At 61.7% G+C, this 22,556-nt stretch carries 16 protein-coding genes; 8 read left to right on the top strand and 8 right to left on the bottom strand.

The genetic code is table 11. The features are described from left to right. Window positions 1-14 precede the first annotated feature (14 nt). A complete protein-coding gene (locus CSC73_RS12065; protein ID WP_163840678.1) occupies window positions 15-2,648 on the bottom strand; it encodes a NahK/ErcS family hybrid sensor histidine kinase/response regulator in 2,634 nt (877 codons plus the stop codon). Between the two features lie 192 nt (window positions 2,649-2,840). On the opposite strand from CSC73_RS12065, the gene CSC73_RS12070 reads away from it, so the two are divergent. Both CSC73_RS12070 and CSC73_RS12075 read left to right on the top strand, forming a co-directional pair. Then, window positions 2,841-4,220: a dicarboxylate/amino acid:cation symporter gene (locus CSC73_RS12070; protein WP_425502314.1), complete on the top strand. Its 1,380-nt coding sequence runs from the start codon at window positions 2,841-2,843 to the stop codon at window positions 4,218-4,220. A 76-nt stretch (window positions 4,221-4,296) separates the two neighbouring features. Continuing rightward, on the top strand, window positions 4,297-6,573 hold the full coding sequence (locus tag CSC73_RS12075) for an NADP-dependent malic enzyme (RefSeq protein WP_163840680.1): 2,277 nt from the start codon (window positions 4,297-4,299) through the stop codon (window positions 6,571-6,573). A 157-nt stretch (window positions 6,574-6,730) separates the two neighbouring features. On the opposite strand, the gene CSC73_RS12080 is transcribed toward CSC73_RS12075, so the two are convergent. The 4 genes from CSC73_RS12080 to CSC73_RS12095 all read right to left on the bottom strand — a co-directional run bounded on the left by CSC73_RS12080 (window position 6,731) and on the right by CSC73_RS12095 (window position 10,094). Next, window positions 6,731-7,117, bottom strand: coding sequence for an STAS domain-containing protein (locus tag CSC73_RS12080; RefSeq protein ID WP_425502313.1), 387 nt, complete (start codon window positions 7,115-7,117; stop codon window positions 6,731-6,733). Between the two features lie 136 nt (window positions 7,118-7,253). After that, window positions 7,254-7,637 carry an STAS domain-containing protein gene (locus tag CSC73_RS12085; protein ID WP_163840682.1) on the bottom strand — a complete coding sequence of 128 codons (384 nt, stop codon included), beginning with the start codon at window positions 7,635-7,637 and terminating at the stop codon, window positions 7,254-7,256. Further along, complete coding sequence (locus CSC73_RS12090; RefSeq protein ID WP_163840683.1) at window positions 7,634-8,086, bottom strand: ATP-binding protein; 453 nt, start codon at window positions 8,084-8,086, stop codon at window positions 7,634-7,636. The genes CSC73_RS12085 and CSC73_RS12090 overlap by 4 nt, the downstream gene beginning before the upstream one ends. Continuing rightward, the gene (locus CSC73_RS12095) at window positions 8,058-10,094 is read right to left on the bottom strand and encodes a SpoIIE family protein phosphatase (protein ID WP_163840684.1); all 2,037 of its coding nucleotides are present in this window, start codon (window positions 10,092-10,094) and stop codon (window positions 8,058-8,060) included. Before CSC73_RS12095 ends, CSC73_RS12090 begins: the two co-directional genes overlap by 29 nt. A 212-nt stretch (window positions 10,095-10,306) precedes the next feature. Between CSC73_RS12095 and aceE the strand changes: the two genes are divergently transcribed. Then, window positions 10,307-12,997, top strand: coding sequence for a pyruvate dehydrogenase (acetyl-transferring), homodimeric type (aceE, locus tag CSC73_RS12100; protein ID WP_163840685.1), 2,691 nt, complete (start codon window positions 10,307-10,309; stop codon window positions 12,995-12,997). Between the two features lie 363 nt (window positions 12,998-13,360). Here aceE and CSC73_RS12105 read toward each other — a convergent pair whose 3' ends face one another. After that, on the bottom strand, window positions 13,361-13,927 hold the full coding sequence (locus CSC73_RS12105) for a hypothetical protein (RefSeq protein ID WP_163840686.1): 567 nt from the start codon (window positions 13,925-13,927) through the stop codon (window positions 13,361-13,363). A gap of 262 nt (window positions 13,928-14,189) precedes the next feature. Here CSC73_RS12105 and CSC73_RS12110 point away from each other — a divergent pair, with 262 nt between their 5' ends. From CSC73_RS12110 to CSC73_RS18405, 5 genes are all read left to right on the top strand, one after another. Continuing rightward, window positions 14,190-14,759 carry a hypothetical protein gene (locus tag CSC73_RS12110; protein ID WP_163840687.1) on the top strand — a complete coding sequence of 190 codons (570 nt, stop codon included), beginning with the start codon at window positions 14,190-14,192 and terminating at the stop codon, window positions 14,757-14,759. Between the two features lie 573 nt (window positions 14,760-15,332). Then, window positions 15,333-17,120: an XVIPCD domain-containing protein gene (locus CSC73_RS12115; protein WP_163840688.1), complete on the top strand. Its 1,788-nt coding sequence runs from the start codon at window positions 15,333-15,335 to the stop codon at window positions 17,118-17,120. 260 nt (window positions 17,121-17,380) lie between these two features. Then, window positions 17,381-18,055, top strand: a complete 675-nt coding sequence (locus CSC73_RS12120) for a hypothetical protein (protein WP_246197508.1) — start codon at window positions 17,381-17,383, stop codon at window positions 18,053-18,055. Window positions 18,056-18,064: 9 nt separating this feature from the next. Continuing rightward, window positions 18,065-19,048, top strand: a complete 984-nt coding sequence (locus CSC73_RS12125; RefSeq protein WP_246197509.1) for an XVIPCD domain-containing protein — start codon at window positions 18,065-18,067, stop codon at window positions 19,046-19,048. Beyond that, window positions 19,048-19,452: a type II toxin-antitoxin system HicB family antitoxin gene (locus tag CSC73_RS18405; RefSeq protein ID WP_211840876.1), complete on the top strand. Its 405-nt coding sequence runs from the start codon at window positions 19,048-19,050 to the stop codon at window positions 19,450-19,452. Before CSC73_RS12125 ends, CSC73_RS18405 begins: the two co-directional genes overlap by 1 nt. A gap of 138 nt (window positions 19,453-19,590) precedes the next feature. Here CSC73_RS18405 and CSC73_RS12130 read toward each other — a convergent pair whose 3' ends face one another. Together CSC73_RS12130 and CSC73_RS12135 are read right to left on the bottom strand one after the other, a co-directional pair. Next, window positions 19,591-20,544 (bottom strand): restriction endonuclease subunit S, encoded by a 954-nt coding sequence (locus CSC73_RS12130; protein WP_163840689.1) that lies wholly within the window; start codon window positions 20,542-20,544, stop codon window positions 19,591-19,593. Beyond that, window positions 20,528-22,450 (bottom strand): HsdM family class I SAM-dependent methyltransferase, encoded by a 1,923-nt coding sequence (locus CSC73_RS12135; RefSeq protein WP_163840690.1) that lies wholly within the window; start codon window positions 22,448-22,450, stop codon window positions 20,528-20,530. Before CSC73_RS12135 ends, CSC73_RS12130 begins: the two co-directional genes overlap by 17 nt. Window positions 22,451-22,556 lie beyond the last annotated feature (106 nt).

Here is a 22,556-nt window from a genome sequence, read left to right on the forward strand (position 1 = left end):
GGCGTAGCCCCGACCTACTGGCGCAACAGCATCTGCGTGATCAGCGCGCGCAGCGCCGCCGGACGGACCGGCTTGGGCAGATAGCCCCAGTCGTGTTGTCGTGCGATGGCGCGCACGGTGTCGTCCTGTTCGGCGGTCACCAGGATCACGATGGGTTCGCTACCCCAGCGTTCCACCAATTGCGGATACAGCTCCGGGCCGGTGGTGTCGCCCAGGCGCATGTCCAGCAACAACAGGCGCGGCGCCGCGCCGGGTCGCGCGGCGGCCAATGCCTCGCCTGCGCCTGCGGCGAGTTCCACTTGGCAGGACCAGCGTTGCAGCAGAGCGCGGCTCGCTTCGCAGACGCGCGGGTCGTCGTCGACGCACCAGACCGTGCAATCGCGCAGGTCCTGGTCGTCGTCGGCCGCAGCCGCCCCGGCGACCGGTGCGGCGACGGCGCCGCTGTCTCCCAGCGGCACCAGAACGCTGAAGACGCTTCCGCGGCCGACGGTCGAACGCAGGCCCACGCGATGCCCCAGCAGGCGCGCGATGCGCTCCACGATGGCCAACCCCAGGCCGGCGCCGCGGTCGTCGGCCGTGCCGTCGTCCAGGCGCCGGAATTCCTCGAAGATTTCCTGCTGGCGCGCTTCGGGAATGCCGGGGCCGGTATCGTGCACTTCGATGCGCAAACCGCCCTCCACTCGCCGGCAACCCAGCAGAATGCGGCCCTTCGGCGTGTAGCGCAGCGCGTTGGACAGGAAGTTCTGCAGGATGCGCCGCAGCAGCGCTTCGTCGCTGCGCACCACGGCCTGCGTGCGTACCCAATCCAGGCGCAATCCGCGAGCGCGGGCCAGCATGCCGAACTCGCGCGCCAGCGTTTCCAGCAGCGGCGCCAGCGGGAAATCCCGCACGCGGGTTTCCAGCGCACCCGATTCCAGCCGGGAAATATCCAGCAGGCTGTTGAGGATGGCGTCCTGTGCGGCCAGCGCGTCCTCCACGTTGTCGGCCAGCTGTTGCGTCTGCGGCTCCTGCAGCTTGTCGCGCATCGCCGAAACGAACATGCGCGCGGCGTTCAGCGGCTGCAGCAGGTCGTGCACGGCGGCGGCGACGAAGCGGGTCTTGGAACGGTTGGCGTTCTCTGCTTCGCTTTTGGCCACGGCCAGGTCGCGGGTGCGTTCGCCGATGCGGTGCTCCAGCGCGTCGGCCAGCGAACGCAGATCGCGCGCGGCCTGCTTGTAGGCGGTGATGTCGGCATAGCTGGTGACGAAGCCGCCGTCGGGCAAAGGATTGCCGCGTATTTCGATCACCGTGCCGTCGCTGCGTTCGCGTTCGTGCATGTGCGGCTTGCCGGAACGCAGATGCTCCAGCCGGCGCGCGATGGCTTCTTCGATCGGCCCCGGTCCCAGCAGGCCGCGGCGCGCGTTGTAACGGAACACTTCCTCGATCGGCAGTCCGACATGGATGAAGCCGGCGGGGAATTTGAACAGTTCGATGTAGCGGCGGTTCCAGGCCACCAGCCGCAGGTCGGCGTCGATCACGCAAACGCCCTGCGGCAGGTGCTGCAGGCTGGGGCTTTCGCCGTAGTCGGCGCCGCCGGCGGCCTGCACCAGGCCGTCCTGGGCGGTGCGCAATTCGATGGCGTGCTGTTCGACCAGCTGCTGCAGTTCCACCCGGCTGCGCTCGCGCAGGCGCGCCAGGCGCCGGCGCTGATGGACGGATAGCAACAGGAACGCGACCGCCAGCAGGCCGCCCGCCACCGCAATGGCGACCGTGCGCGCGGCGGCCGCCGAAGATCGGGTGCTGTGCAGCAGATGCAGCGTCCAGCCTTGTTCCGGCAGCGTCTGCGAGAGCCAGATGTGTTCGCCCTGGCCGGGCAGGCGCACGCGGCGCACGCCGGGCGCGAACGCCTGCAGCTCGCGGTACTGCAGCAGGCGCTGCGGCACTTCGCCGTACTGGCGGGTGCGCGCCAGTTCGCTGCGTTCGTTCTCGCGCAGGGGGCGCAGGTCCAGGTAACGCCAGCGGTCGCGTCCGGACAGGAAGATCACTCCGTGCGCATCGCTGACGAAAACCGGATCGGGCAGGGTGCGCCAGGCCGCTTCCAGTTCGTTGAACACCAGCTTCACCACCAGCACGCCCAAGGCCCGGCCCTGCGCATCGCGCACCGCTTGCGAAAGGAAGTAGCCCGGTACGCCCGTGGTGTAGCCCAGCGCGTAGAAATCGCCGGTGCCGTGGGTCATGGCCTGCTGGAAATACGGACGGAAGCCGTAATCGGTACCGACATTGCTGTTGGGCGTGCGCCAGTTGCTGGCGGCTATCGCCTTGCCGTTGCGGTCCAGCAGGGTCAGGGTGGAAGTGGTGGCGACACCGTTGACCTGCTCCAGCTTGCGGTTGAGCCGTTCGACGACGGCGGCGTCGCTGGTGTCGCCGGCCAGCGCATCGCGCACTTCAGGGTCCAGCGCCAGCACCGCCGGCAGCATGCGGTAGCGTTCGACGATGGCGTCCAGGGTGTCGCGGTGAAGCCGCAGTTGTTCGCGGGCCTGTTCGGCGCTGACGCGCAGGCTGCGCTGTTCGGCCTGCCATGCCGCCAGCGCGCTCAGCAGTCCGATGGCCAGGGCGATGGCCAGCCCGACCAACAGCAGGCGCAAACGGGGGCGGACGGAAGGAACCATGGCGGGCATCTTCACGCGGGGCGCGGCTTTTCTCCAGCGCGGGACAGCCATTCTGCGGACTTGCGTTTTTACGGGTAGGTCGGGGCTACGCCCCCGACACACGGAAACCCTGTCTCCCTGCGCGTCGGGGGCGTAGCCCCGACCTACCTTTGCGGGCTAGTACCAATGCGTTATTGGTGCGGCGCCCGGACGCTGCCATTGTCGGCACCGTCATCGCCATCGGAGCGTTCCGCCATGCCTGCCAAATCCTCGCGGCTGTATCTGTGGGTCCTCTGCGCCATCGTGATCGGCGGCTTGATCGGCCACTTCGCGCCGGAGACCGGCGTTGCGCTCAAACCGCTGGGCGACGGTTTCATCTCGCTGATCAAGATGCTGATCGGGCCGATCATCTTCCTGACCGTGGTCATCGGCATCGCCGGCGTGGCCGACGTGAAGAAGGTGGGCCGCGTAGGCGCCAAGGCGATCCTCTATTTCGAAGTGGTCTCCACCTTCGCCCTGGCCATCGGCCTGCTGGTGGTCAATCTGTGGAAGCCGGGCGCCGGCTTCAACGTGGATCCGGCCACCCTGGACGCCGAGGCGGTGGCCAAGTACGCCGAAAAGGCGCACGAGCAGAGCACCGTCGACTTCCTGCTGCACATCATCCCCAAGACTTTCACTGAAGCCTTCACCGGCAACGGCGACCTGCTGCAGGTGCTGCTGCTGGCCTGCCTGTTCGGCTTCGCGCTGATGGCGGTGGGCGAGAAGGCCAAGCCGGTGCTGGGCATGTTCGATTCCCTCTCGCAGGTGTTCTTCCGCATGATGGGCATGATCATGCGGCTGGCGCCGATCGGCGCCGGCGCCGCCATGGCCTTCACCATCGGCAAGTACGGCGTGGATGCGCTGGGTCCGCTGATGAAGCTGATGGGCGGCTTCTACGCCACCTGCGCCATCTTCGTGCTGCTGGTGCTGGGCACGGTGGCGCGCCTCACCGGTTTCTCCATCCTCAAGTTCCTGCGCTACATCCGCGGCGAACTGCTGCTGGTGCTGGGCACGTCCTCGTCCGAATCGGCGCTGGTTCCGCTGATGCAGAAGCTCGAAAAGCTGGGCTGCCCGAAATCGGTGGTCGGTCTGGTGGTGCCCAGCGGCTATTCGTTCAACCTGGACGGCACCAACATCTATCTGACCATGGCCGCGCTGTTCATCGCCCAGGCCATGAACATCGACCTGAGCCTGCCGCAACAGTTGACCCTGCTGCTGGTCGCCATGCTGACCTCCAAGGGCGCTTCGGGCGTGACCGGCGCCGGCTTCATCACCCTGGCGGCCACCCTGGCGGTAGTGCCGTCGGTGCCGGTGGCCGGACTTGCGTTGATCCTGGGCATCGACCGCTTCATGAGCGAGGCGCGCGCCATCACCAACATCATCGGCAATGGCGTGGCCACGCTGGTGGTTTCCCGGTGGGAAGGCGAACTGGACGTGGCGCGGCTGCGTGCCGAGCTGGACGCCGGCCCGGGCGGACTGATCGAAGCGCCGGAAGCGCTGGCGCATGGACCTTTTGCCGGTCCCGGCCAGGCCGTGCTGGGCGACGCGGACTGAACCTGCGGCAATGCGGCTACGGCCGCATTGCGCGTGATCCCGTAGAATCCTGGTCCAGCCCACGGATGATGTGTCGATGTCGAACGAAGAACTGAAGCAGGCCGCCCTCGAGTACCACCGCTTATCGCCGCCGGGCAAGATCAAGATCTCGCCGACCAAGCCGATGGTGACCCAGCGCGACCTGGCGCTGGCGTATTCGCCGGGCGTGGCCTACGCCTGCGAGGCGATCGTCGAAGACCCCAACATGGCCAGCGAGATGACCGCGCGCGGCAATCTGGTCGCCGTGGTCACCAACGGCACCGCGGTGCTGGGCTTGGGCAACATCGGCCCGCTGGCCGGTAAACCAGTGATGGAAGGCAAGGGCGTGCTGTTCCAGAAGTTCGCCGGCATCGATGTGTTCGACATCGAGATCGACGAAAACGACCCGGACAAGCTGGTCGACATCATCGCTTCGCTGGAACCGACCTTCGGCGGCATCAACCTGGAAGACATCAAGGCGCCGGAATGCTTCATCGTCGAGCGCAAGCTGCGCGAGCGGATGAAGATCCCGGTCTTCCACGACGACCAGCACGGCACCGCGATCATCGTGGGCGCTGCGATCTACAACGCGCTGGAAGTGGTGGGCAAGGATATCGGCCAGGTGAAACTGGCCACCAGCGGCGCCGGCGCGGCGGGCATCGCCTGCCTGGACATGCTGGTGGCGCTGGGCCTGAAGCCGGAGAACATCCTGGCCGTGGACCGCGACGGCGTGCTCTACACCGGCCGTCCGCACCTGGACCCGGACAAGTCCCGCTACGCGCGCGACACCGACAAGCGCACCCTGGCCGACATCGTCGAAGGCGCTGACATCTTCCTGGGCCTGTCCGCCGCCGGCGTGCTGAAGCCGGAGATGGTGGCGACCATGGCCGACCGGCCGATCATCCTGGCCCTGGCCAATCCCAATCCGGAGATCCTGCCGGAACACGCCAAGGCCGTGCGCCCGGATTGCATCATCGCCACCGGCCGCAGCGACTACCCGAACCAGGTCAACAACGCGCTGTGCTTCCCCTACATCTTCCGCGGTGCGCTGGATGTGGGCGCCACCGTCATCAACGAGGCGATGAAGACCGCCTGCGTGAAGGCCATCGCCGCGCTCGCAAGGCGCGAGGCTTCGGACCTGGGCGCCGCTTACGGCGACGAGATTCCCTGCTTCGGTCCCGAGTACCTGATCCCGCGTCCGTTCGACCCGCGCCTGCTGGTGGAACTGGCCGGCGCGGTGGCGCAGGCGGCGATGGATTCGGGCGTGGCCCTGCGTCCGATCGCCGACATGGCCGCCTACCGCGAAAAACTGGGCCAGTTCGTCTACCGCACCAGCCTGATGATGAAGCCGGTCTACGACCGCGCCCGCGCCGACGTCAAGCGCGTGGTGTATGCCGAAGGCGAAGAGGAAGTGGTGCTGCGCGCGGTGCAGACGGTGATCGACGAAGGCCTGGCCTTTCCGATCCTGATCGGCCGCCCGGACGTGATCCAGACCCGCATCGACCGCCTGGGCCTGCGCATGCGCGAGGGCGTGGATTTCGAGCTCACCAACCAGGACGACGATCCGCGCTTCAACGACTATTGGCAGTACTACCACGCGTTGACCGAACGCCGCGGCGTCACTCCGGCCGCGGCCAAGAACCTGATGCGCTCGCGCCCGACCCTGATCGCGGCGGTGATGGTGGCGCGCGGCGAGGCCGACGCGCTGGTCAGCGGCATGGTGGGGCGCTTCCACAAGAAGCTGGGCTATGTGCGCAGCGTGATTCCGCTGGATCCGGGCGTGCAGTCGACCTCGGCCATGACCGGGGTGATCAACAACCAGGGCGCGTATTTCTTCCTGGACACCCATGTGCAGGACGACCCGACCGCCGAGCAGATCGCCGAGGCCACCCTGCAGGCGACCTATCGTTTGAAGCTGTTCGGCATCGAACCGAAGGTGGCGCTGCTGTCGCACTCCAACTTCGGCAGCCACGACACCCCCGGCGCGCAGAAGATGCGCAAAGTGCGCGAACTGCTGCGCGAGCGCATGCCCAAGCTGGAGATGGACGGCGAGATGCAGGGCGACACCGCCTGGGACGAAGTGCTGCGCAAGCGCATGATGCCCAACACCACGCTGAGCGGACGCGCCAATCTGTTCGTGCTGCCGAATATCGACGCGGCCAACATCACCTACAACATGGTGCGGGTGATGACCGACGGCGTGGCCATCGGCCCGATCCTGATGGGCATCTCCAAGCCGGTGCATATCCTCACCAGCTCGGCAACGCCGCGGCGGGTGGTGAACATGACTGCGATTGCGGCGGTGGATGCGCAGATAAGGGCGCAGCAGAAGTGATTTTCCCTTCTCCCATCGGGAGAAGGTGCCCGTAGAGCCTGCCCCGTACTTGATACGGGGGCGGATGAGGGTACGGCGAAGTCATGATGGTTCAACCATCCAGGTTTCGCCGCACCCTCACCCCAACCCCTCTCCCGATGGGAGAGGGGCTCACAACTCAAGCCTCATCCTCCCCATGCAGCATCTCCCGCTGCAGCTTGTCGATATAGGCATCGGCCTCGGCGGTGCTGGCGAAGATATCGCCCAGCGGCACCGCCTGCACCATGTCCAGCACCTTGCGGATCTGCGCCTGCGGATTGACCGCCAGCACCTTGCCGCCGGGGGCCAGGGTCTTGCGCGCCTGCAGGATGGAGCGGATGCCAGCGCTGCTGATGTAGTCCAGGTGCGACAGGTCCATCACCAGCACCATCGTGGGCTTGGCGGCAGCCAGCAGCGGCTCCAGCGCATCGTCCAGCTGTTCGTAGGTATTGGTGTCCAGGCGCCCGCTCAACACCAGGTATTGATTACCGTTGACCGGCGGATAGATCGCGATATCCAGGCTCACTGCGGACATCCCCTGCAGGCATAATCGTGGGAGCGGCGTCCCGCCGCGAGCTTTTCGCTTTCCCGGTTGATTGAAAAGCTCGCGGCGGGACGCCGCTCCCACAGATGCTGCTTCCACGGTGGAGTCGGGGTGGGCATCAGTCTTCCTCGTCGCCTTGCAGCACTTTGTGCTGCATCGCATCCAGGTACGCGTCGACTTCGGCGGTGGACGAGAAAATCTCGTTCAACGGCACCGCCTTGACCACATCGAATACTTTCTGGATCTGCGCCTGTGGATTGACCACCAGCACCTTGCCGCCATGCCCGCCCAACGCTTTGCGCGCCTTGAAGATGGAACGGATACCGGCACTGCTGATGTATTCCAGCCCGGCTAGATCCAGCACCAGCGATTGCAGGTTGCCGGTCAGCAATGGCGCCAGCTTTTCGTCCAGGCCTTCATACGTATTGGTGTCCAGGCGCCCGGCCAGGATCACGCGCTGGCTGCCCCTGGTGGCGGGAAGGATCTGGATGTCCAGGCTCATGAGGATGTCTCCGTGGCGGGAATGCGCAGGCTGACGCGCAGCAGATTGGCGTCGTCGACGCGGCGGTAGTGGGTCTCCTCGGCGATCTGCCGGATCAGGTACAGGCCCAGCCCGCCGATGGGGCGGTCCATGATGTCGGCCTCCAGGTCGGGAGGCGCGGTGGACAGCGGGTCGAAGGGCGCGCCTTCGTCGCGGAACTCCAACGTCAGCAGGTCGCCGGCGATGGCGATGTTGACCGACAGCTCGTACTGGCCGACGCCCTTGCCCTCGATGCTGCCGCCGTCGGCGCCGCCGTAGGCGATCGCATTGCTGGCCAGCTCTTCCACGATCAGGCGTACGTCGCCGCGCACGCCCGCATCGATGCCGTGCCGCTTCAGCACCGCTTCCAGCGAGGTGTTGAGGTCCTCCACGCGGGCGTGCTCACCCGGGACGATCAGACGTATCAGCATGCGCGCTCTCCTCGATGGTTGCGGACTGCGGGTTTTCCTGCGTCGTTTCCAGCACTTGGCCCAAGCGTATCGCCAGCACGGTGATGTCGTCCGATTGCGGCGCGGCGCCGGCGAAGCGGTGCACTTCGGCGATCAGGCGCCGGCAGTTGTCCTGCGCACTGTAACCGGCACGCAGCGCGGCCAGCAGGCGTTCGCTGCCATAGGCCTGGTTGTCCGCATCGAAGGCCTCGGTGACGCCGTCGGTGTAGGCGATCAGGCTGGCGTCGGGTTCGAGTCTTCCATGCCACAGCGGAAAGCGGCTGCTGACTTCGAAACCCAGCGGCGGTCCGGTTTCGAAGGCGATGGTTTCCACGCGGCCGTCGGCATGCAGCAGCAGCGGCGATTCGTGGCCCGCGCTGGCCAGCGTGCATTGGCCGTCGCGCAGGTCGATGCGGCCGCACAGCACGGTGGCGAACATGCAGGTGTCGTTGCCTTCCACCAGCCGCCGCGACGCTTCGGCAAGCACCTGGTCCGGCGAAGAGGAAGAACGCGCCGCCACTTCCAGCACGGTCATGGTGCGGGCCATGAACAGCGCCGCCGGCACGCCCTTGTCGGAGACATCGCCGATCGCGAACCACAGTTCGCCGTCGTCGCGCTCGATGAAGCTGTAGAAATCCCCGCCCACCGCTTTGGCCGCTTCCAGCACCGCGTAGGCCTCCAGGCGCGCGCGGCCGCGTTCTATCACGCGCGCGGGCGGGAGCATCGCCAACTGGATATCGCGGGCGATGGAAAGTTCGCTCTCCAGTTTCTGCCGCGCCGCGCCCATCTCGCCTATTTCCACTAGCTGTTGCTGGATGGAAGTGCGCGCGTGCTCCAGGGTGCGCGCCATCAGGCCGACTTCATCGTTGCGTCCGGTATGCGGCACCGGCCGGTCGTAATCGCCATGGGCCAGGCGGGTGGTGGAGACGGCCAGGTGCTCCACCGGCCGGCTGATGCGCTTGGCCAGGCGCCGCACCACCAGCATCGAAATCAGCGCCAGCAGCATGCTCACCGCGGCCAGCTGCCATAGCGCCTGGTTCAACCGGGCCACGATCAACTGATAGGACTGCGCCACCAGCAGCGACCAGCCGCTGTCGCCGATCGGTTCGACCACGGTGTAGCGCCGTTCGCCGCTGCGCGTGTCCTGATGGCTGAACTGCGCCGCCCGGTGCAGGCGCACGGCTTCGGCGGCGGCGGCCAGATCGGAGCGGCCACTGCGCTGGATGTATTGGTCCAAGGTCATGCTCAGCGCCACCCCGGGTTCGGGATTGGCGGCCAGGGCACCGGCCGGCGCCACCAGCGACACCCGCCAGCCGGGCAGGTTGGCCAGCGATTCGAAATGGTCGGTCAGCGTGGTCAGCGGAAGGTCCAGGCTGACCATGCCGCGGGCACTGCCGCCGCGGGCGGTCGGACGCAGGGGCAGGTTGTAGGTGACCATCCACACCCCGCCGGCGGTTTCGTTGCGGTACGGCTCCGACCACCAGCCGCTGTGCGCCGCCAGGGTGCGCTGGTACCAGTCCCTGCTGCGGAAGTCGTAACCGTCGGCGAGCAGATCCCGGTCTCTGCCATTGGCCGCGATGTAGCGCGCGTAACCCAGCTCCTGTTGCCCATGCACCGGGTCCAGCACCAGCAGCGCACCGTTGGCGCCGGGGGTGGCCCGGACCATGGCCCGCAGCGTGGCGTTCAGTTCGTCCGGATCCAGAGTGGAAGCGGCCACCAGGTCGGTCAGGCCGGTGGTGGTGATGGCCACCGAACGCATCTGCACGGTCAGCCGCTGCGCCGCTTCCTGCGCACTGGCGAGGGTGTTGCGTTTGGCGTCGTCGAGGATCATGTCGCGGGCCAGCCAGGCCACGGCCACAGTGACCAGCAACAGAAGCACCACGGTGAGCGCCCCGGACCACAGGGCGATATTCGTGCGCAGGCTGCCGCGCCAACGCACAGCGTCGGCAGGCGCCGTACTGCTGCGCTGCTGTGAACCAGCTCCGGACATGCCGGTATCCCGTGGATCCCCAGCCGATCATATGCTCCCGGCCGCTACTAATGTGAGACGGGGTGCGGACGTTTCCGTGGCAGCCCGTGGAACAGGGCGTGCCGTTTCCATACGCGGGCGTAGCGAGGCCGTTTTACGGTGCCTGCGTTACACTCGTGGGCTCACAAAAAAACGATTACGCCATGCCCGGCATGGCCCCCACGGGAGTGGCAATGAACTGGTTGAACGACATGTTGCAAAGCGATCCGGACCCGCAGGAAACCCGCGAGTGGGTCGACTCCATCAAGGCGGTAATCGACGCCGAAGGCCCGCTGCGGGCCCACCAGCTGCTGGAAGGCATGGTGGAACTGACCCGCCGTTCCGGCGCGTTCCTGCCGTTCTCGCCCACCACCGAATACGTCAACACCATTGCCCCGGGCCTGGAAGCCAAGTCCCCCGGCGATGCCGCCATCGAATGGCGCCTGCGCTCGATCATCCGCTGGAACGCCATGGCCACCGTGGTCCGGGCCAACCGCAAGCCGGGCGACCTGGGCGGCCACATCGCCAGCTTCGCCTCCAGCGCCACCCTGTACGACGTGGGCTTCAACCACTTCTGGCGCGCCCCGTCGGAAAGCCACCCCGGCGACCTGCTGTTCGTGCAGGGCCACTCCTCGCCCGGCATCTACGCCCGTTCGTTCCTGGAAGGCCGCATCAGCGAAGCCCAGCTGGACAACTTCCGCATGGAAGTCGACGGCCACGGCATTTCTTCCTATCCGCATCCCTGGCTGATGCCCGATTACTGGCAGACCCCCACCGTGTCGATGGGCCTGGGCCCGCTGGCGGCGATCTACCAGGCGCAGTTCATGAAGTACCTGGAGCACCGCGGCCTGATCGAGAAGTCCGACCGCAAGGTCTGGTGCTTCATGGGCGATGGCGAGTCCGACGAACCCGAAAGCCTGGGCGCCATTGCTCTCGCCGGCCGCGAAGGCCTGGACAACCTGGTCTTCGTGGTCAACTGCAACCTGCAGCGCCTGGACGGCCCGGTGCGCGGCAACGGCAAGATCATCCAGGAGCTGGAAGGTGTGTTCCGCGGCGGCGGCTGGAACGTGATCAAGCTGCTGTGGGGCAGCTACTGGGATCCGCTCCTGGCACGCGACACCGACGGCGTGCTGAAGAAGCTGATGATGGAAACCGTCGACGGCGAGTACCAGAACTGCAAGGCCTTCGGCGGCAAGTACACGCGCGAGAACTTCTTCAACAAGTATCCGGAAACGGCGGCCATGGTCGCCAACCTTTCCGACGACGACATCTGGCGTTTGAACCGCGGCGGCCACGATCCGCACAAGGTCTACGCGGCCTATCACCAGGCGGTCAACACCAAGGGCATGCCCACGGTGATCCTGGCCAAGACGGTGAAGGGCTACGGCATGGGCGCGGCGGGCGAGTCGCTCAACCCCACCCACCAGACCAAGAAGCTGGACGACGAAACGGTCAAGATCTTCCGCGACCGTTTCAACATCCCGGTCACCGACGCGCAGCTGGCCGACGGCAAGATTCCGTTCTACCACCCGGGCGAAGACTCGGTGGAAGTGCAGTATCTGAAGGAGCGGCGTGCCGCTCTGGGCGGCTATCTGCCGCAGCGCCGCCGCAAGGCCAGCGAGTCGTTCGAGACGCCCAAGTTGGAAGTGTTCGACCGTTTGCTGAAGTCTTCCGGCGAGCGCGAAATCTCCACCACCATGGCTTTCGTGCAGACGCTCAACATCGCCCTGCGCGACAAGCAGATCGGTCCGCGCATCGTGCCCATCGTGGCCGATGAAGCGCGCACCTTCGGCATGGAAGGCATGTTCCGGCAGATCGGCATCTATGCGCCGTTCGGGCAGAAGTACAAGCCGGTCGATGCCGACCAGCTGATGTACTACCGCGAGGACCAGAGCGGCCAGGTGCTGCAGCAGGGCATCAGCGAGCCGGGCGCGATCTCTTCGTGGATGGCCGCCGGCACCAGCTATTCGGTCAGCAACGTGCCCATGCTGCCGTTCTACATCTACTACTCCATGTTCGGCTTCCAGCGCGTGGGCGATATCGCCTGGCAGGCGGCGGACATGCGTACGCGCGGCTTCCTGCTGGGCGGCACGGCCGGGCGCACCACGCTCAATGGCGAGGGCCTGCAGCATGAGGACGGCTTCAGCCATCTGATCGCCGGTTCCATTCCCAACTGCCGCAGCTATGACCCGACCTTCGGTTTCGAGGTCACGGTCATCCTGCAGCACGGCATGCAGAAGATGATGCAGGAGCAGGTGGACGAGTATTACTACCTGACCCTGATGAACGAAAACTACACTCACCCGGACATGCCGGAAGGTGCGGCCGAGGGCATCATCAAGGGCATGTATCTGTTGAAGGATGCGGGCAAGCCGAAGAAGGGCGAGCTGCGCGTGCAGTTGCTGGGCAGCGGCACCATCCTGCGCGAGGCGATTGCGGCGGCCGAACTGCTGGACAAGGATTTCGGCGTCAGCGCCGACATCTGGTCCTGCCCCAGCTTCAACGAGCTGCGTCGCGATGGTTTCGATGTGGAGCGTTGGAACCGGTTGAACCCGGAAGCCAAGGCCCCGCGCAAGGCCTACGTGACCACGCTATTGGAAGGCCGCCAGGGCCCGGCCATCGCCGCCACCGACTACGTGCGCGCCTATGCGGACCAGATCCGCGCGTTCGTGCCGCAGACCTATACGGTGCTGGGTACGGATGGGTTTGGGCGTTCGGATACGCGCGCCAACCTGCGGCGGTTCTTCGAGGTCGATCGGTACTACATCGCACACGCGGCCATTGCGGCGCTGGCGGCGGACGGCAAGATGACTGGCAAGGATGTGGCCAGGGCTATCAAGCAGTACAAGATTGATGTGGAGAAGGTTAATCCGGTTGGGGTTTGAGGTTCAGAGTCCACGCAGAGCACAAAAGGGACCGAATGGTCCCTTTTTTGTTTTTAAGTAGTCCTGGCGAATGTGGGGAAGCCGTGAACGGACAAAATCAGCCTCGTAGGATGGGTTGAGCGCAGCGATACCCATCATTGCCATCCCACCACGCTCGAGAAGGGTGCAGGACTCACGATCGTTGTCCGCATGATGTGTGGACAGGTCTGTTCCGGAAGGTGCCAGTGATAGGTAAGGCAGCTTCTTTGTTGAAAGCCGCTGTGCTCAACCCGTCCCACGGTGCTGAGCTAGCTTATCTCCGCCAAAACCAACGCCTTTGTTCTCAAATTGCGGCAAGTTGATTGCTTCCGTTTCTTGCAGCTATCAGCGCAGGTCCTGCGTCAACTTCCAACAGTTGCCCCGCATCTCGAACACATAGGCTCGTTTCGGCCCGTAATTTCGAATGAAGGTCTTCGAATCACCTTCACCATCGTCGCGAAAAACGGCCTTGCTATAGTCGATACGATAGGTGTCGCCAGGCATCCTCTTTATTGTCACCGAGACATCCTCGTACCAGTCTAAGGTCCCCAACTTCCATTTGTTCATGGAAGCAGTATCGGCATAGTAATAATCGCTAAGACTGATGTTGAAAGAGTGTTCGTATTGGGTGCCATCAATCCTTCCGACGATCAACGAAGGATTCTTCATTGACCGGAGCTCCACGAACTTAGTCGTTCTCTCAAGCCGTACCTCGGGCGAACTTACGAATGCCTCGAAGAATCCATCGAAGTTCTTACCCTCGCAGGCGCCGCGGCTTTGAGCTTCCCAGGACAGATCGACAATCCGTCCTTCTTCTCCGGTCGCATGTGCTTTCGATTGAAAAATGAAAGTCAGGACCAACAGAATTGCTGCTTGAGGCGTCCATTCACGCCGAACTGTGATTCCATTCATTGATCTAGTCTTGTGGATGCCGTTTCTTTGAGGGGCCGATACTGTTACCTGCACCATGGCATAGGTTGCGTGGCAACCTCAACAGCGAACCCCCTTGGCGGAGGGAATTGTGAGATGAAAAACAGTACTTAGTGACGGGCGGGGAAAGCAAAAAAACAGATCACCCAATTGGGGCGACATTCTTCTGCGAAGCTTGACCAAGGGTCGTCTGCATAGGCACAGTTGCTCCAACAGGGATTGATGCAGCAAGAAGGCAAGAGTCATGGAGGAAGCTATTGATGCCGGTGCGCGCGTCCGAGGTGGGCCGTTTTACACTGCCATATCGTTTGTTCTCGTGGGCCTGCTGGCGGCCTGTTCCGTGCAGGCTGATCTATCCAAAGATGATCACGAACGCCCGCAAGAGGCGATTGGCAATCACGACGAGCTTTCGGTTGGTGATCCGACCCAGATCGGGAAAGCGCGTGAATTCGAGGGCCAATGGTCATATCGCGATGATTGCGACCGTGGTCATTACGTCACGTTGGAACTAAAGAGAGAGAACGATCAGCTGATTGGTTCATGGTCCGATGGGACCCTGCTGCGTGGCTCGCAAGGATTGCTGAAAGGTAGGGTCAGTAAAGATCGGCTAATCGCAGAGTGGTGCAGCGAGTACGAGGAAGCGGGTGCTCCCGCAGTCTGCCCGCATTACGACTGGTCAGAGGACTACTTGGTAGCGCGTGATGGAAAGATTATTTGGTATCAGAAGTATGGCCAAGAGTATTCAGAATACGTAATTCTCACGAAAGGAAATAAACCGCATCGGTCCACTGAGGTATGCGATGAAGACAGGTAGGAATTTGGCGATCAATCATCGAGGAGTTGATGTGATAAGGAAACAATCAAGAATGCCTTGCCTGGCGAGAGCATCAGCAGCGAGTCTGCTCATTCTGTCATCGTCGGCATGGGCCGGTCCCAAGCCGGCCGATCTTTCGGGTGTCTGGGGAAGCGATCGCTGCGGAGAGTCCGATCAGGAAGCCTCGTGCGGCACGTTCGTGCTTTACCTTGTTCAAAACAAGGATCGGATCTGTGGAAGCTATTTCGGCGGTCGTGCGCACCTCAGTCAAGTTGACGAGGGGGAGCCGAGATCCGTGCTGGGCGTGGTGGTCGGAAATACTGCGGTGGTTTCGATCGAGAGCGGCAGGAATGGCGCCATCTACTTGGGGTCCGCCAGAAAATCGGGAGGCACTCTGCATTGGCAGACCGCCGAGACCATCAAGAAGCCGTCATCCGACGACGTGGACCTTATTGCATCTAGTCAGTCTATGAAGAGGAAGACGGGAAATACTACAGCAGAGGATATTGCCAGGGTCAGGCAAGAGTGTAGTCAGGATTAAGAGGCGTAATAAAACTCAAGGAGGAGCAAGTGATGCGTTACAACGAGCTTACACAGGAAGAATATACGGCGGCACTTAAGGTCGTAATCATTGGCGCGGAAGGCCTGCACGCCCGTGCGCAGGACGTCGGCGATGGAATGGCGACAATTGGCTACGGTTACACCTTCAATCGTGGAAACAATGTTCAGATATGGCGTGATTCTGCCATTGATCTGACCGAAGGCGAATGGCGTGCCTTGCAGGCCATCGATGCAGCTCCAAACGATAGTCGAACTCGACTTGGCCTCATGTTTCCGCGGCAATTGAACGCACTTGAGGCAGACCAGCTGCTGCTCGCTTCAGTGCGGGAGTACGAGCAACCGGCGAACGATCTCAACATGCCAATGTCACGAGAGCGTGTGGCGATGGTGTCGGTCGCGTACAACCGAGGGGTTGGCGCTTTGTCCAGAAGCCCGGTCATGGACGCCATAAGCGACGGGGATAGGGCGGAGTCCTGGTTTCAGATGCGCTACAACTGCTGGGGAACGTATGCCGAAGGTGAGGCCGGTTTGAGAAAGCGGAGATTCGCAGAGGCCGAAGTGTTTGGGCTTTATGACGATCCGGCGGCCGTTACCTTTGACGAATCCAAGCTTGTTTACCAGATGTATCAGCTTCACCGGAACGAGATAGATCGTGTCGAGCGGCGATGGGGTGTGACGGTAGATGGCGAGCCCGGGACGCGTAATCTTATCGCGTTGGCCAACCGGGATTATCCGGTGCTCACGGCGCAGTACGGCTCAGTTTCCGAGATCTCACGCGCGCTTGAGCCGGCCAGGGTCGCGCTCTTGGCGCATTTGCGGGAAGAGTACCCGCATCTTGCCGACACACTCACGACGGAAAATTTCCATGCTGGGGCGATCCATCTGGACGCCGGAAGGGATTTGCAACAAGGCGCGAACTTGTCGGCTGAGCGAAGAAATTCCACGTTGCAAGATGCTGATCCCAACCGGGACGCGTTGATCGATGCTCAGAAGATGCGTAATGGCGCTGAAATTGCCAGCAATGATCTGCTTATGGGCATGGGCGGCAGAGATACGCTGATGGGGCGCGCTGGCAATGATGTCTTGATAGGTGGTGCTGGTGCGGATCAGCTCCAGGGTGGGGCCGGACAAGACACCTACTTGGTCGATGATGGAGACGTGATTCAGGACAGCGATCGGCAGGGCCGCCTATTCTGGGGTGAGCAGGCGTTGAGTGGAGGCACCCAACGCGCCGGTGATCCGGCCAACACTTTCCGCAGTGAAGATGGAAGGTTCACGTACACCATGGATAACGCAAACCTTGTCATTGCCAACTCGGCAGGCGGGCAGGTCACGGTCCGGGATTTCCAAAGTGGCGATCTGGGCATTTCGCTGCAGCAAATGGAACAGCACATAGGCCGATCCAACGAACAAGACCCTTTGCACGCGCAAGCGGAAATGGCAGTGCGGCGGCTCCATAGCGCCACCGGCCGCGAATACGACGGGCAGAGCGCCTGCATGGCCGCCAGTGCCGCCTGTCTGGCCAAGGCCAATGGGCTGTCGCGGATCGACCATATCCTGCTCAGCGAGGCGCGCGGCACGGTAGGCCAGGGCGAGAATCTGTTCGTGGTGCATGGTGAGCCGGGCGATCCGGCGCATCGCAGGGCGATGATGAAGACCCAGGATGCGATCAACACGCCGGTCGAACAGTCACTGGGGCAGCTACAGGCCTTGAACGAGACCCAGCAGCGGCAGTCACTGGCTCAGGCGATGGATGAGCCTGCAAGGGAAGCGGCTGCTCCGCAGATGCGGATGGGGTAACCATCTCCATTCCGGAAAGGAATCCGCTGGCAGGCCAATGGCCTGGCGCCAGTAAACCATCACAAGGAATGCGATCCCATGCCATCGAAAATCCGCGACGTGCTCAAGCGATGGGTGACCATCGGTCACCCATTGCCTTTGTGCGAGGAAAACAGGAGGCTTGCAGCGCATCGGCAGACTGCATGCTCGCTATGCGCCCCATCTCACACCATGACGAGGTAGTCGTGTTCACAGCAAACAAAGGAATGCGGAGAGCGTTCATGGCCCTGGCCCTGTGCGCGATGACGGGCTGCCAACCGCAGCCGCAGAAAGTAAGCGAATCCATCGCAAAGGAACCGAGCGACATGCGAACTACAGTACCCCTTGTACGCAAGTTGGATCCGAATCAAACCGGACCCATCGAACTGGAGTTCGATGTGCCCGCATGGGCGGACAATCCGTCTCCACCTTTATTCATAGGGGTGCGACTAACGAACGTCGATCCCGCTGCAGCCGCCGATGGCGATTCCACTGCGGTGTCCGATGCAGCGGACCGATTGAGAGCTGCTGACGTATCGGCAGAAGTGCACCTCTACCGCATCCAGGAATCTGGTCAGATTGCGGTAAGTCTTCAACGTAGCCAGTGGAAAACCGGGTTTGGGCCAGGCGAGGCGGTTGTGTCTCTAGCGGTCCCTGCCGATGGCCTGGTGCCCGGACTGACCCCCGCCGATGCCGATGTCGACACGATGGAGGCGGCGGGTTTACTTCCGCCAGGCTCCACCTATCGAGAGTTCGCAAAATACAGCGAACTCGAATTTGCTTATGCACCAAGTGTGCCTTCGGGCCGCTATCGGGCAACGATTCGCTTTGTCCGGAATCGCGAAGCGTTATTCAAAGAGAATGCAGCGCTTATCAATTCAGAACTGATAATTGCCTATCCACGCCAGGGAAAATAAGGCGCAACCATGGAAAAGAGATACACAGCCACAGTCTATGTCGCCGCCCCCGGAACGCCGTTGACGATACCTCCCGGAGGCACCTCTGCGGCAGGGCATGTCTTCTACTCGATTTCTGATGGTGGAGAAGAAAAAAGCTACGGCTTTGCGCCAGCCGCACATGGGCAATCGAGTGGGCCGGGGAAGGTGTACGACACGGATGTGAAGGACTACAAAGATCCCCGCTACTCCCGCACCATGGAGATCAGCAAGGAGCAGTACGACAAGCTGCAGGAATTCGGCAAGGCTCCGGCCAAGCATGGTTTCGATATGGAATACGGCGGGGCGTCCAACAGCTGCATCGATTTCACCTGGAGCGCGTTGAACCATGCGGGGCTGCACCGGGATACGGTGTTTGGCAAGGACAAGAACTACGAAGGCGCGTTGAAGCCGCTGGACAACATCCGGGACATCAAGAGCATTGATGCGCCTTTTCCCAAGAGCGAGCTCAATACGGAACAGAACAACAAGATGCCGGAGCGTACGCCGCTGCAGTGGTTGATCTCCGAGCAGGAGCAAGGCGGGCCGACGGGTCCGGACCGCGACCAGGCGAGCGCCAGCCGTCCGGACCCGCTGGTCTTGCAGGCCGAGGCGGCGGTGCGCCGTCTGGATGCCAAGGCTGGCCGCGAGTACGACGGGCAGAGTGCGTGCATGGCCGCCAGCGCCGCCTGTCTGGCCAAGGCCAATGGGCTGTCGGGTATCGACCACATCTTTCTGAGCGAGGAACGTGGTGCAATGCGCAAGGGCGAGAACCTGTTCGTGGTGCAGGGTGAGCCGGCTGATCCGGCGCATCGCAGGGCGATGATGAAGACCCAGGATGCGGTCAACACGCCGGTCGAACAGTCGCTGGGGCAGCTACAGGCCTTGAACGAGACCCAGCAGCGGCAGTCACTGGCTCAGGCGATGGATGAGCCAGCAAGGGAAATCAGTCCTCCGCAGATGCGGATGGGTTGATGGGCCTGCCTTCTCAGAGAAGGAAGGCAGGCTGGACTGAAGAGGTAACCGTCATGCGCTACGCCGTTGTCATCGAACAAGCGGGCGGCAGCTACTGCGCCTACGTGCCGGATCTGCCGGGCTGCATTGCCACAGGTGGGACCAAGGCCGAGGTGGAGGCCCTGTCCACGATGCCATCGAGCTGCACCAGGCAGGCCTGCGGGAGGACGGCGCCGCCGTTCCGCAGCCGTCCAACCAGGTGGAATACATTGAGGTGGCGGCTTGATGACCGTCCGCAACTGCATCGTGCATGCGGCCCTTGCCGCGCTGGCGGCGGACGGCAAGATGACTGGCAAGGATGTGTGGCCAGGGCTATCAAGCAGTACAAGATTGATATGGAGAAGGTTAATCCGGTTGGGGTTTGAGGTTTGATGGGAATTGAAAGGGAAAAGGCGGCCTGATGGCCGCCTTTTGTTTGATGCTTAGTGAGCCTGACCCTGTTCCTCTGAACTTGACCCCGCTAGCCTGGCGCTCCATAGCGGACAGCACGACGCCCAAGTAAATTATGCTACCTGCGAGCTATATGGAAGCGAGTCCATGAAGGACTGCATGTATGCGAAGTCAACCTCTCCCGCTGAATTGGCAGGCAAGCGGATCTCTGATTGACTCATTCGCTCAAGATGCCACTTCCTACCGTAGTTAAACCGATACTTCTCGCGCCGTATAACTGTCGTAAGAAACAGAGCTACCGCCGGCGTCATCTCGAACTTTGGGTACAGCACGTTGACGTCGTCGGATGCCCAGAACGGCACCTCTTGATAAAACGCTTCGGCGACGGAACCGTTGTAATTGACAGTAATCGTATTGCCGTCGTGAATGGGGTGCTGACCGATCCTGGCTGAAATCCCATTGTTACCATCAATGGCGCCAATGAAAGGTGTCTCTCCTTTCGTCATCTGCGCCTTAGTCAAGCGGCGCCCCTTCCTTAAGTAAAAAAGCGCAGACAGCGGGAAAGGACGCCACGCATCGGTATTGAAATTCACTGCGCCTGAAACGCGGGGCAAAGCCTTATCTCCAATTGCGTCTACTTCCGCGCCTTCTACCCACGAAGGGAACTCGGCCAAGTCGGGCACTAGTAGCTCACGAAGGGTGCGATTGGCCTCTCGTCCGAACGCGCTGTACTTAAAACGATTGTGTCGGATGCTGATACAAATGAACAGCTTTTCGGCGAAAGACATCGCCTTCTTCGGCTTCAGTACCGCCACATTCTGCGCAGTATAGAAGGCGTGCTCTTGCACGAACGAGCAAAGCAGCTTCGTGCCGCCTAACGCTACAGTGATTAAGCCCGCCTCGTAAGGCGTGGTAGCAATTGGAGCAACCGTTCCGGTCACCCCATGATTCTGGCTTGACCTCCCAACAAAGTTGATTCCACCATCGCGCCTACTGGCTTGCTTCATCTTGTTGAAATCGAGCTTGTTGCCGTAGGCAACATTGAACAACTCATTCAATTTCTTCATCGTCGTCCAAAATCAAGTCTTCGTTGAGAATCTTGAAAGCGACATATTTTTTCAATTCGCGTTCGAATTCGCTACGGGTGAGCGTAGAGTAGTCGGTCTCCATATAAGCCTCTGCGCACCATTCGTCATCGGCGGTCACCGCTACCATTACGCTTTCGCCCGCGTGTACCTCCCGATTGCGAAATGATTCTACCCACCGATCGCGAATGGCTGGCCAGCGTTCATATAGGTCAATTCGACCCCGATGCTTTGTCTTGACAAATCCATCGTCGCGCCAATATCCAAACCATGTCTTTCGACTGCTGGCAGCATGGGGGATCTTGGCCGTGAACACCATGATGCAAGTAACGGTACCGACAGGAGCAAACAAATCATTTGGCATCGACATAACTGCTTCAAGCGTGTGGTGCTTGAGTAACTCATGCCGGGCCACGTGCGGGGAAATTGCGCACGAAATGGGCACAATCGCTATTCCCGTGCCGCCCTTCTTTAGGCAATCGAGCATATGTTTCACGAAGTAGAGTTCAGCTTGGTCCGCGTCGCTTTGTGAGAACGGGGGGTTTAGTAAGCCGACGTTGCAGTTATGGGCAGTTATCGCCTTCGTAATAGCATCATCGAAGCAAGAACCTTGGTGGAGATTTGCCTTTCCGTCGCCCCGTAGAATCATGTTGGACGCGGCCAGCGCGAACATTTCTGGCTGCTGCTCGACGCCTATAAGCCCTTGACTTTTTATCTTCGTCCTCTGAGCTTCCGTCTGAGCGGTTCGCATCATCTGATGCATCGCCGAGACCAGAAAACCCCCAGTGCCCGCGCATATATCCAGCGCCCGAGTGTCCTTGTTGACATTCGCAAGTAACGCAAACAGCTCTGTGATATGGCGAGGAGTTAGGACAATGCCAAGCGCCTTCTTGTCGCCGCCGGTGTATTTAAGGAACTCGCCGTAAAACTGGCCCACAACATCGAAGTCGTGGTAGACGCTGATGAACGGCCAGACTTTCTCATTCAACCTTTTGATGAGTTGATGCAACACGCCCTTGGGAAACTTCGCCTTGGCTTTTCCCAACTCAGGGTGGACTGCAATACCTGAGTATGGTTGTGCCATATTCTCTTTCTTGGCTTTTGGAATGTCGGCCTTGTGTATTTCGTCCTTTATAACGCGCATCCATGCGCGCTGCAGCTCTTCAGGTGAGTATGTCTCATACGCGAGCGCGAAAGCCTTATTCCGAAGAGCAATTAGCGTGCCGCTTACCAGCAGGGGCTTCTGACTTTCGGTTAGTTTCGCGTGGTCGCGCATGAATTCGTGCAATTCGCGCGAGAACGCCATCAATTCATCGAAGCGAATTCGCTGGACCGCCGGGTCGTACGTGGCGTGCTCAATGTAGTCAGGCCAAGAAATTATGCCGGTGACGTCAGTTCCTTCCTTGGTCCGAAGAGGCCGTGCCGTGGTGCCGCCCTTGGATACAAGGTAATTGTCAATCTGGATGCTACTCTTCGTCTCGCCGCTAACTGCAACAGCGATTACGTTAAACTCCTTCGCGAGTTGGATTGCATAGTGCAATACTCCGTCAGCGGCATAGCGCTGTACCCGCTTGTTATACTCGGCTGCGGTTTCGTCTACGGAAACGCCAGCCAGAGTGCTGCGACATTTCGAACTAGCGTGGTCTTTGGTTGATGCCTTGCACTCGATAACGAGTAAGAAGTCAGAACTCGACGGGGAGCTGATTATGAACTCCGGCGAGCCATTACCGCCGCCGCCGGACTTGCTGGCGGCTTTTAGAAGCTTGCGAACTTCATCAATGTTGCTCTTCTGTTCCTCGATGACAATGTCATTGTCATCCTCGAAGTAACTGTGCCTTCGCAGTACATCACGCACAATGTTCTCGGTCTTCCTCTCGTTCTTGCTCATCGGCTCGTACACGTGGACGGATGTACAGATTGTGACATGACTGCCCAGAAAACGGGGGTAGTCCAGGTCCCGGAGGGTGGGTTTACCAAAAGCGGGTTGTCCTGCA

It is taken from the genome of Pseudoxanthomonas sacheonensis, from assembly GCF_010093305.1.
GTDB lineage: Bacteria > Pseudomonadota > Gammaproteobacteria > Xanthomonadales > Xanthomonadaceae > Pseudoxanthomonas_A > Pseudoxanthomonas_A sacheonensis.

What these genes read in the sequence shown, in the direction of transcription:
- CSC73_RS12075 (WP_163840680.1), top strand. Translation starts at nt 4,297, where the DNA reads ATGTCGAACGAAGAACTGAAGCAGGCCGCCCTCGAGTACCACCGCTTA.
- aceE (WP_163840685.1), top strand. Translation starts at nt 10,307, where the DNA reads ATGAACTGGTTGAACGACATGTTGCAAAGCGATCCGGACCCGCAGGAA.
- CSC73_RS12120 (WP_246197508.1), top strand. Translation starts at nt 17,381, where the DNA reads ATGGCCCTGGCCCTGTGCGCGATGACGGGCTGCCAACCGCAGCCGCAG.
- CSC73_RS12095 (WP_163840684.1), bottom strand. Translation starts at nt 10,094, where the DNA reads ATGTCCGGAGCTGGTTCACAGCAGCGCAGCAGTACGGCGCCTGCCGAC.
- CSC73_RS12125 (WP_246197509.1), top strand. Translation starts at nt 18,065, where the DNA reads ATGGAAAAGAGATACACAGCCACAGTCTATGTCGCCGCCCCCGGAACG.
- CSC73_RS12135 (WP_163840690.1), bottom strand. Translation starts at nt 22,450, where the DNA reads ATGAGCAAGAACGAGAGGAAGACCGAGAACATTGTGCGTGATGTACTG.
- CSC73_RS12130 (WP_163840689.1), bottom strand. Translation starts at nt 20,544, where the DNA reads ATGAAGAAATTGAATGAGTTGTTCAATGTTGCCTACGGCAACAAGCTC.
- CSC73_RS12085 (WP_163840682.1), bottom strand. Translation starts at nt 7,637, where the DNA reads ATGAGCCTGGACATCCAGATCCTTCCCGCCACCAGGGGCAGCCAGCGC.
- CSC73_RS18405 (WP_211840876.1), top strand. Translation starts at nt 19,048, where the DNA reads ATGGGCCTGCCTTCTCAGAGAAGGAAGGCAGGCTGGACTGAAGAGGTA.
- CSC73_RS12110 (WP_163840687.1), top strand. Translation starts at nt 14,190, where the DNA reads ATGGAGGAAGCTATTGATGCCGGTGCGCGCGTCCGAGGTGGGCCGTTT.
- CSC73_RS12115 (WP_163840688.1), top strand. Translation starts at nt 15,333, where the DNA reads ATGCGTTACAACGAGCTTACACAGGAAGAATATACGGCGGCACTTAAG.
- CSC73_RS12065 (WP_163840678.1), bottom strand. Translation starts at nt 2,648, where the DNA reads ATGGTTCCTTCCGTCCGCCCCCGTTTGCGCCTGCTGTTGGTCGGGCTG.
- CSC73_RS12090 (WP_163840683.1), bottom strand. Translation starts at nt 8,086, where the DNA reads ATGCTGATACGTCTGATCGTCCCGGGTGAGCACGCCCGCGTGGAGGAC.
- CSC73_RS12105 (WP_163840686.1), bottom strand. Translation starts at nt 13,927, where the DNA reads ATGAATGGAATCACAGTTCGGCGTGAATGGACGCCTCAAGCAGCAATT.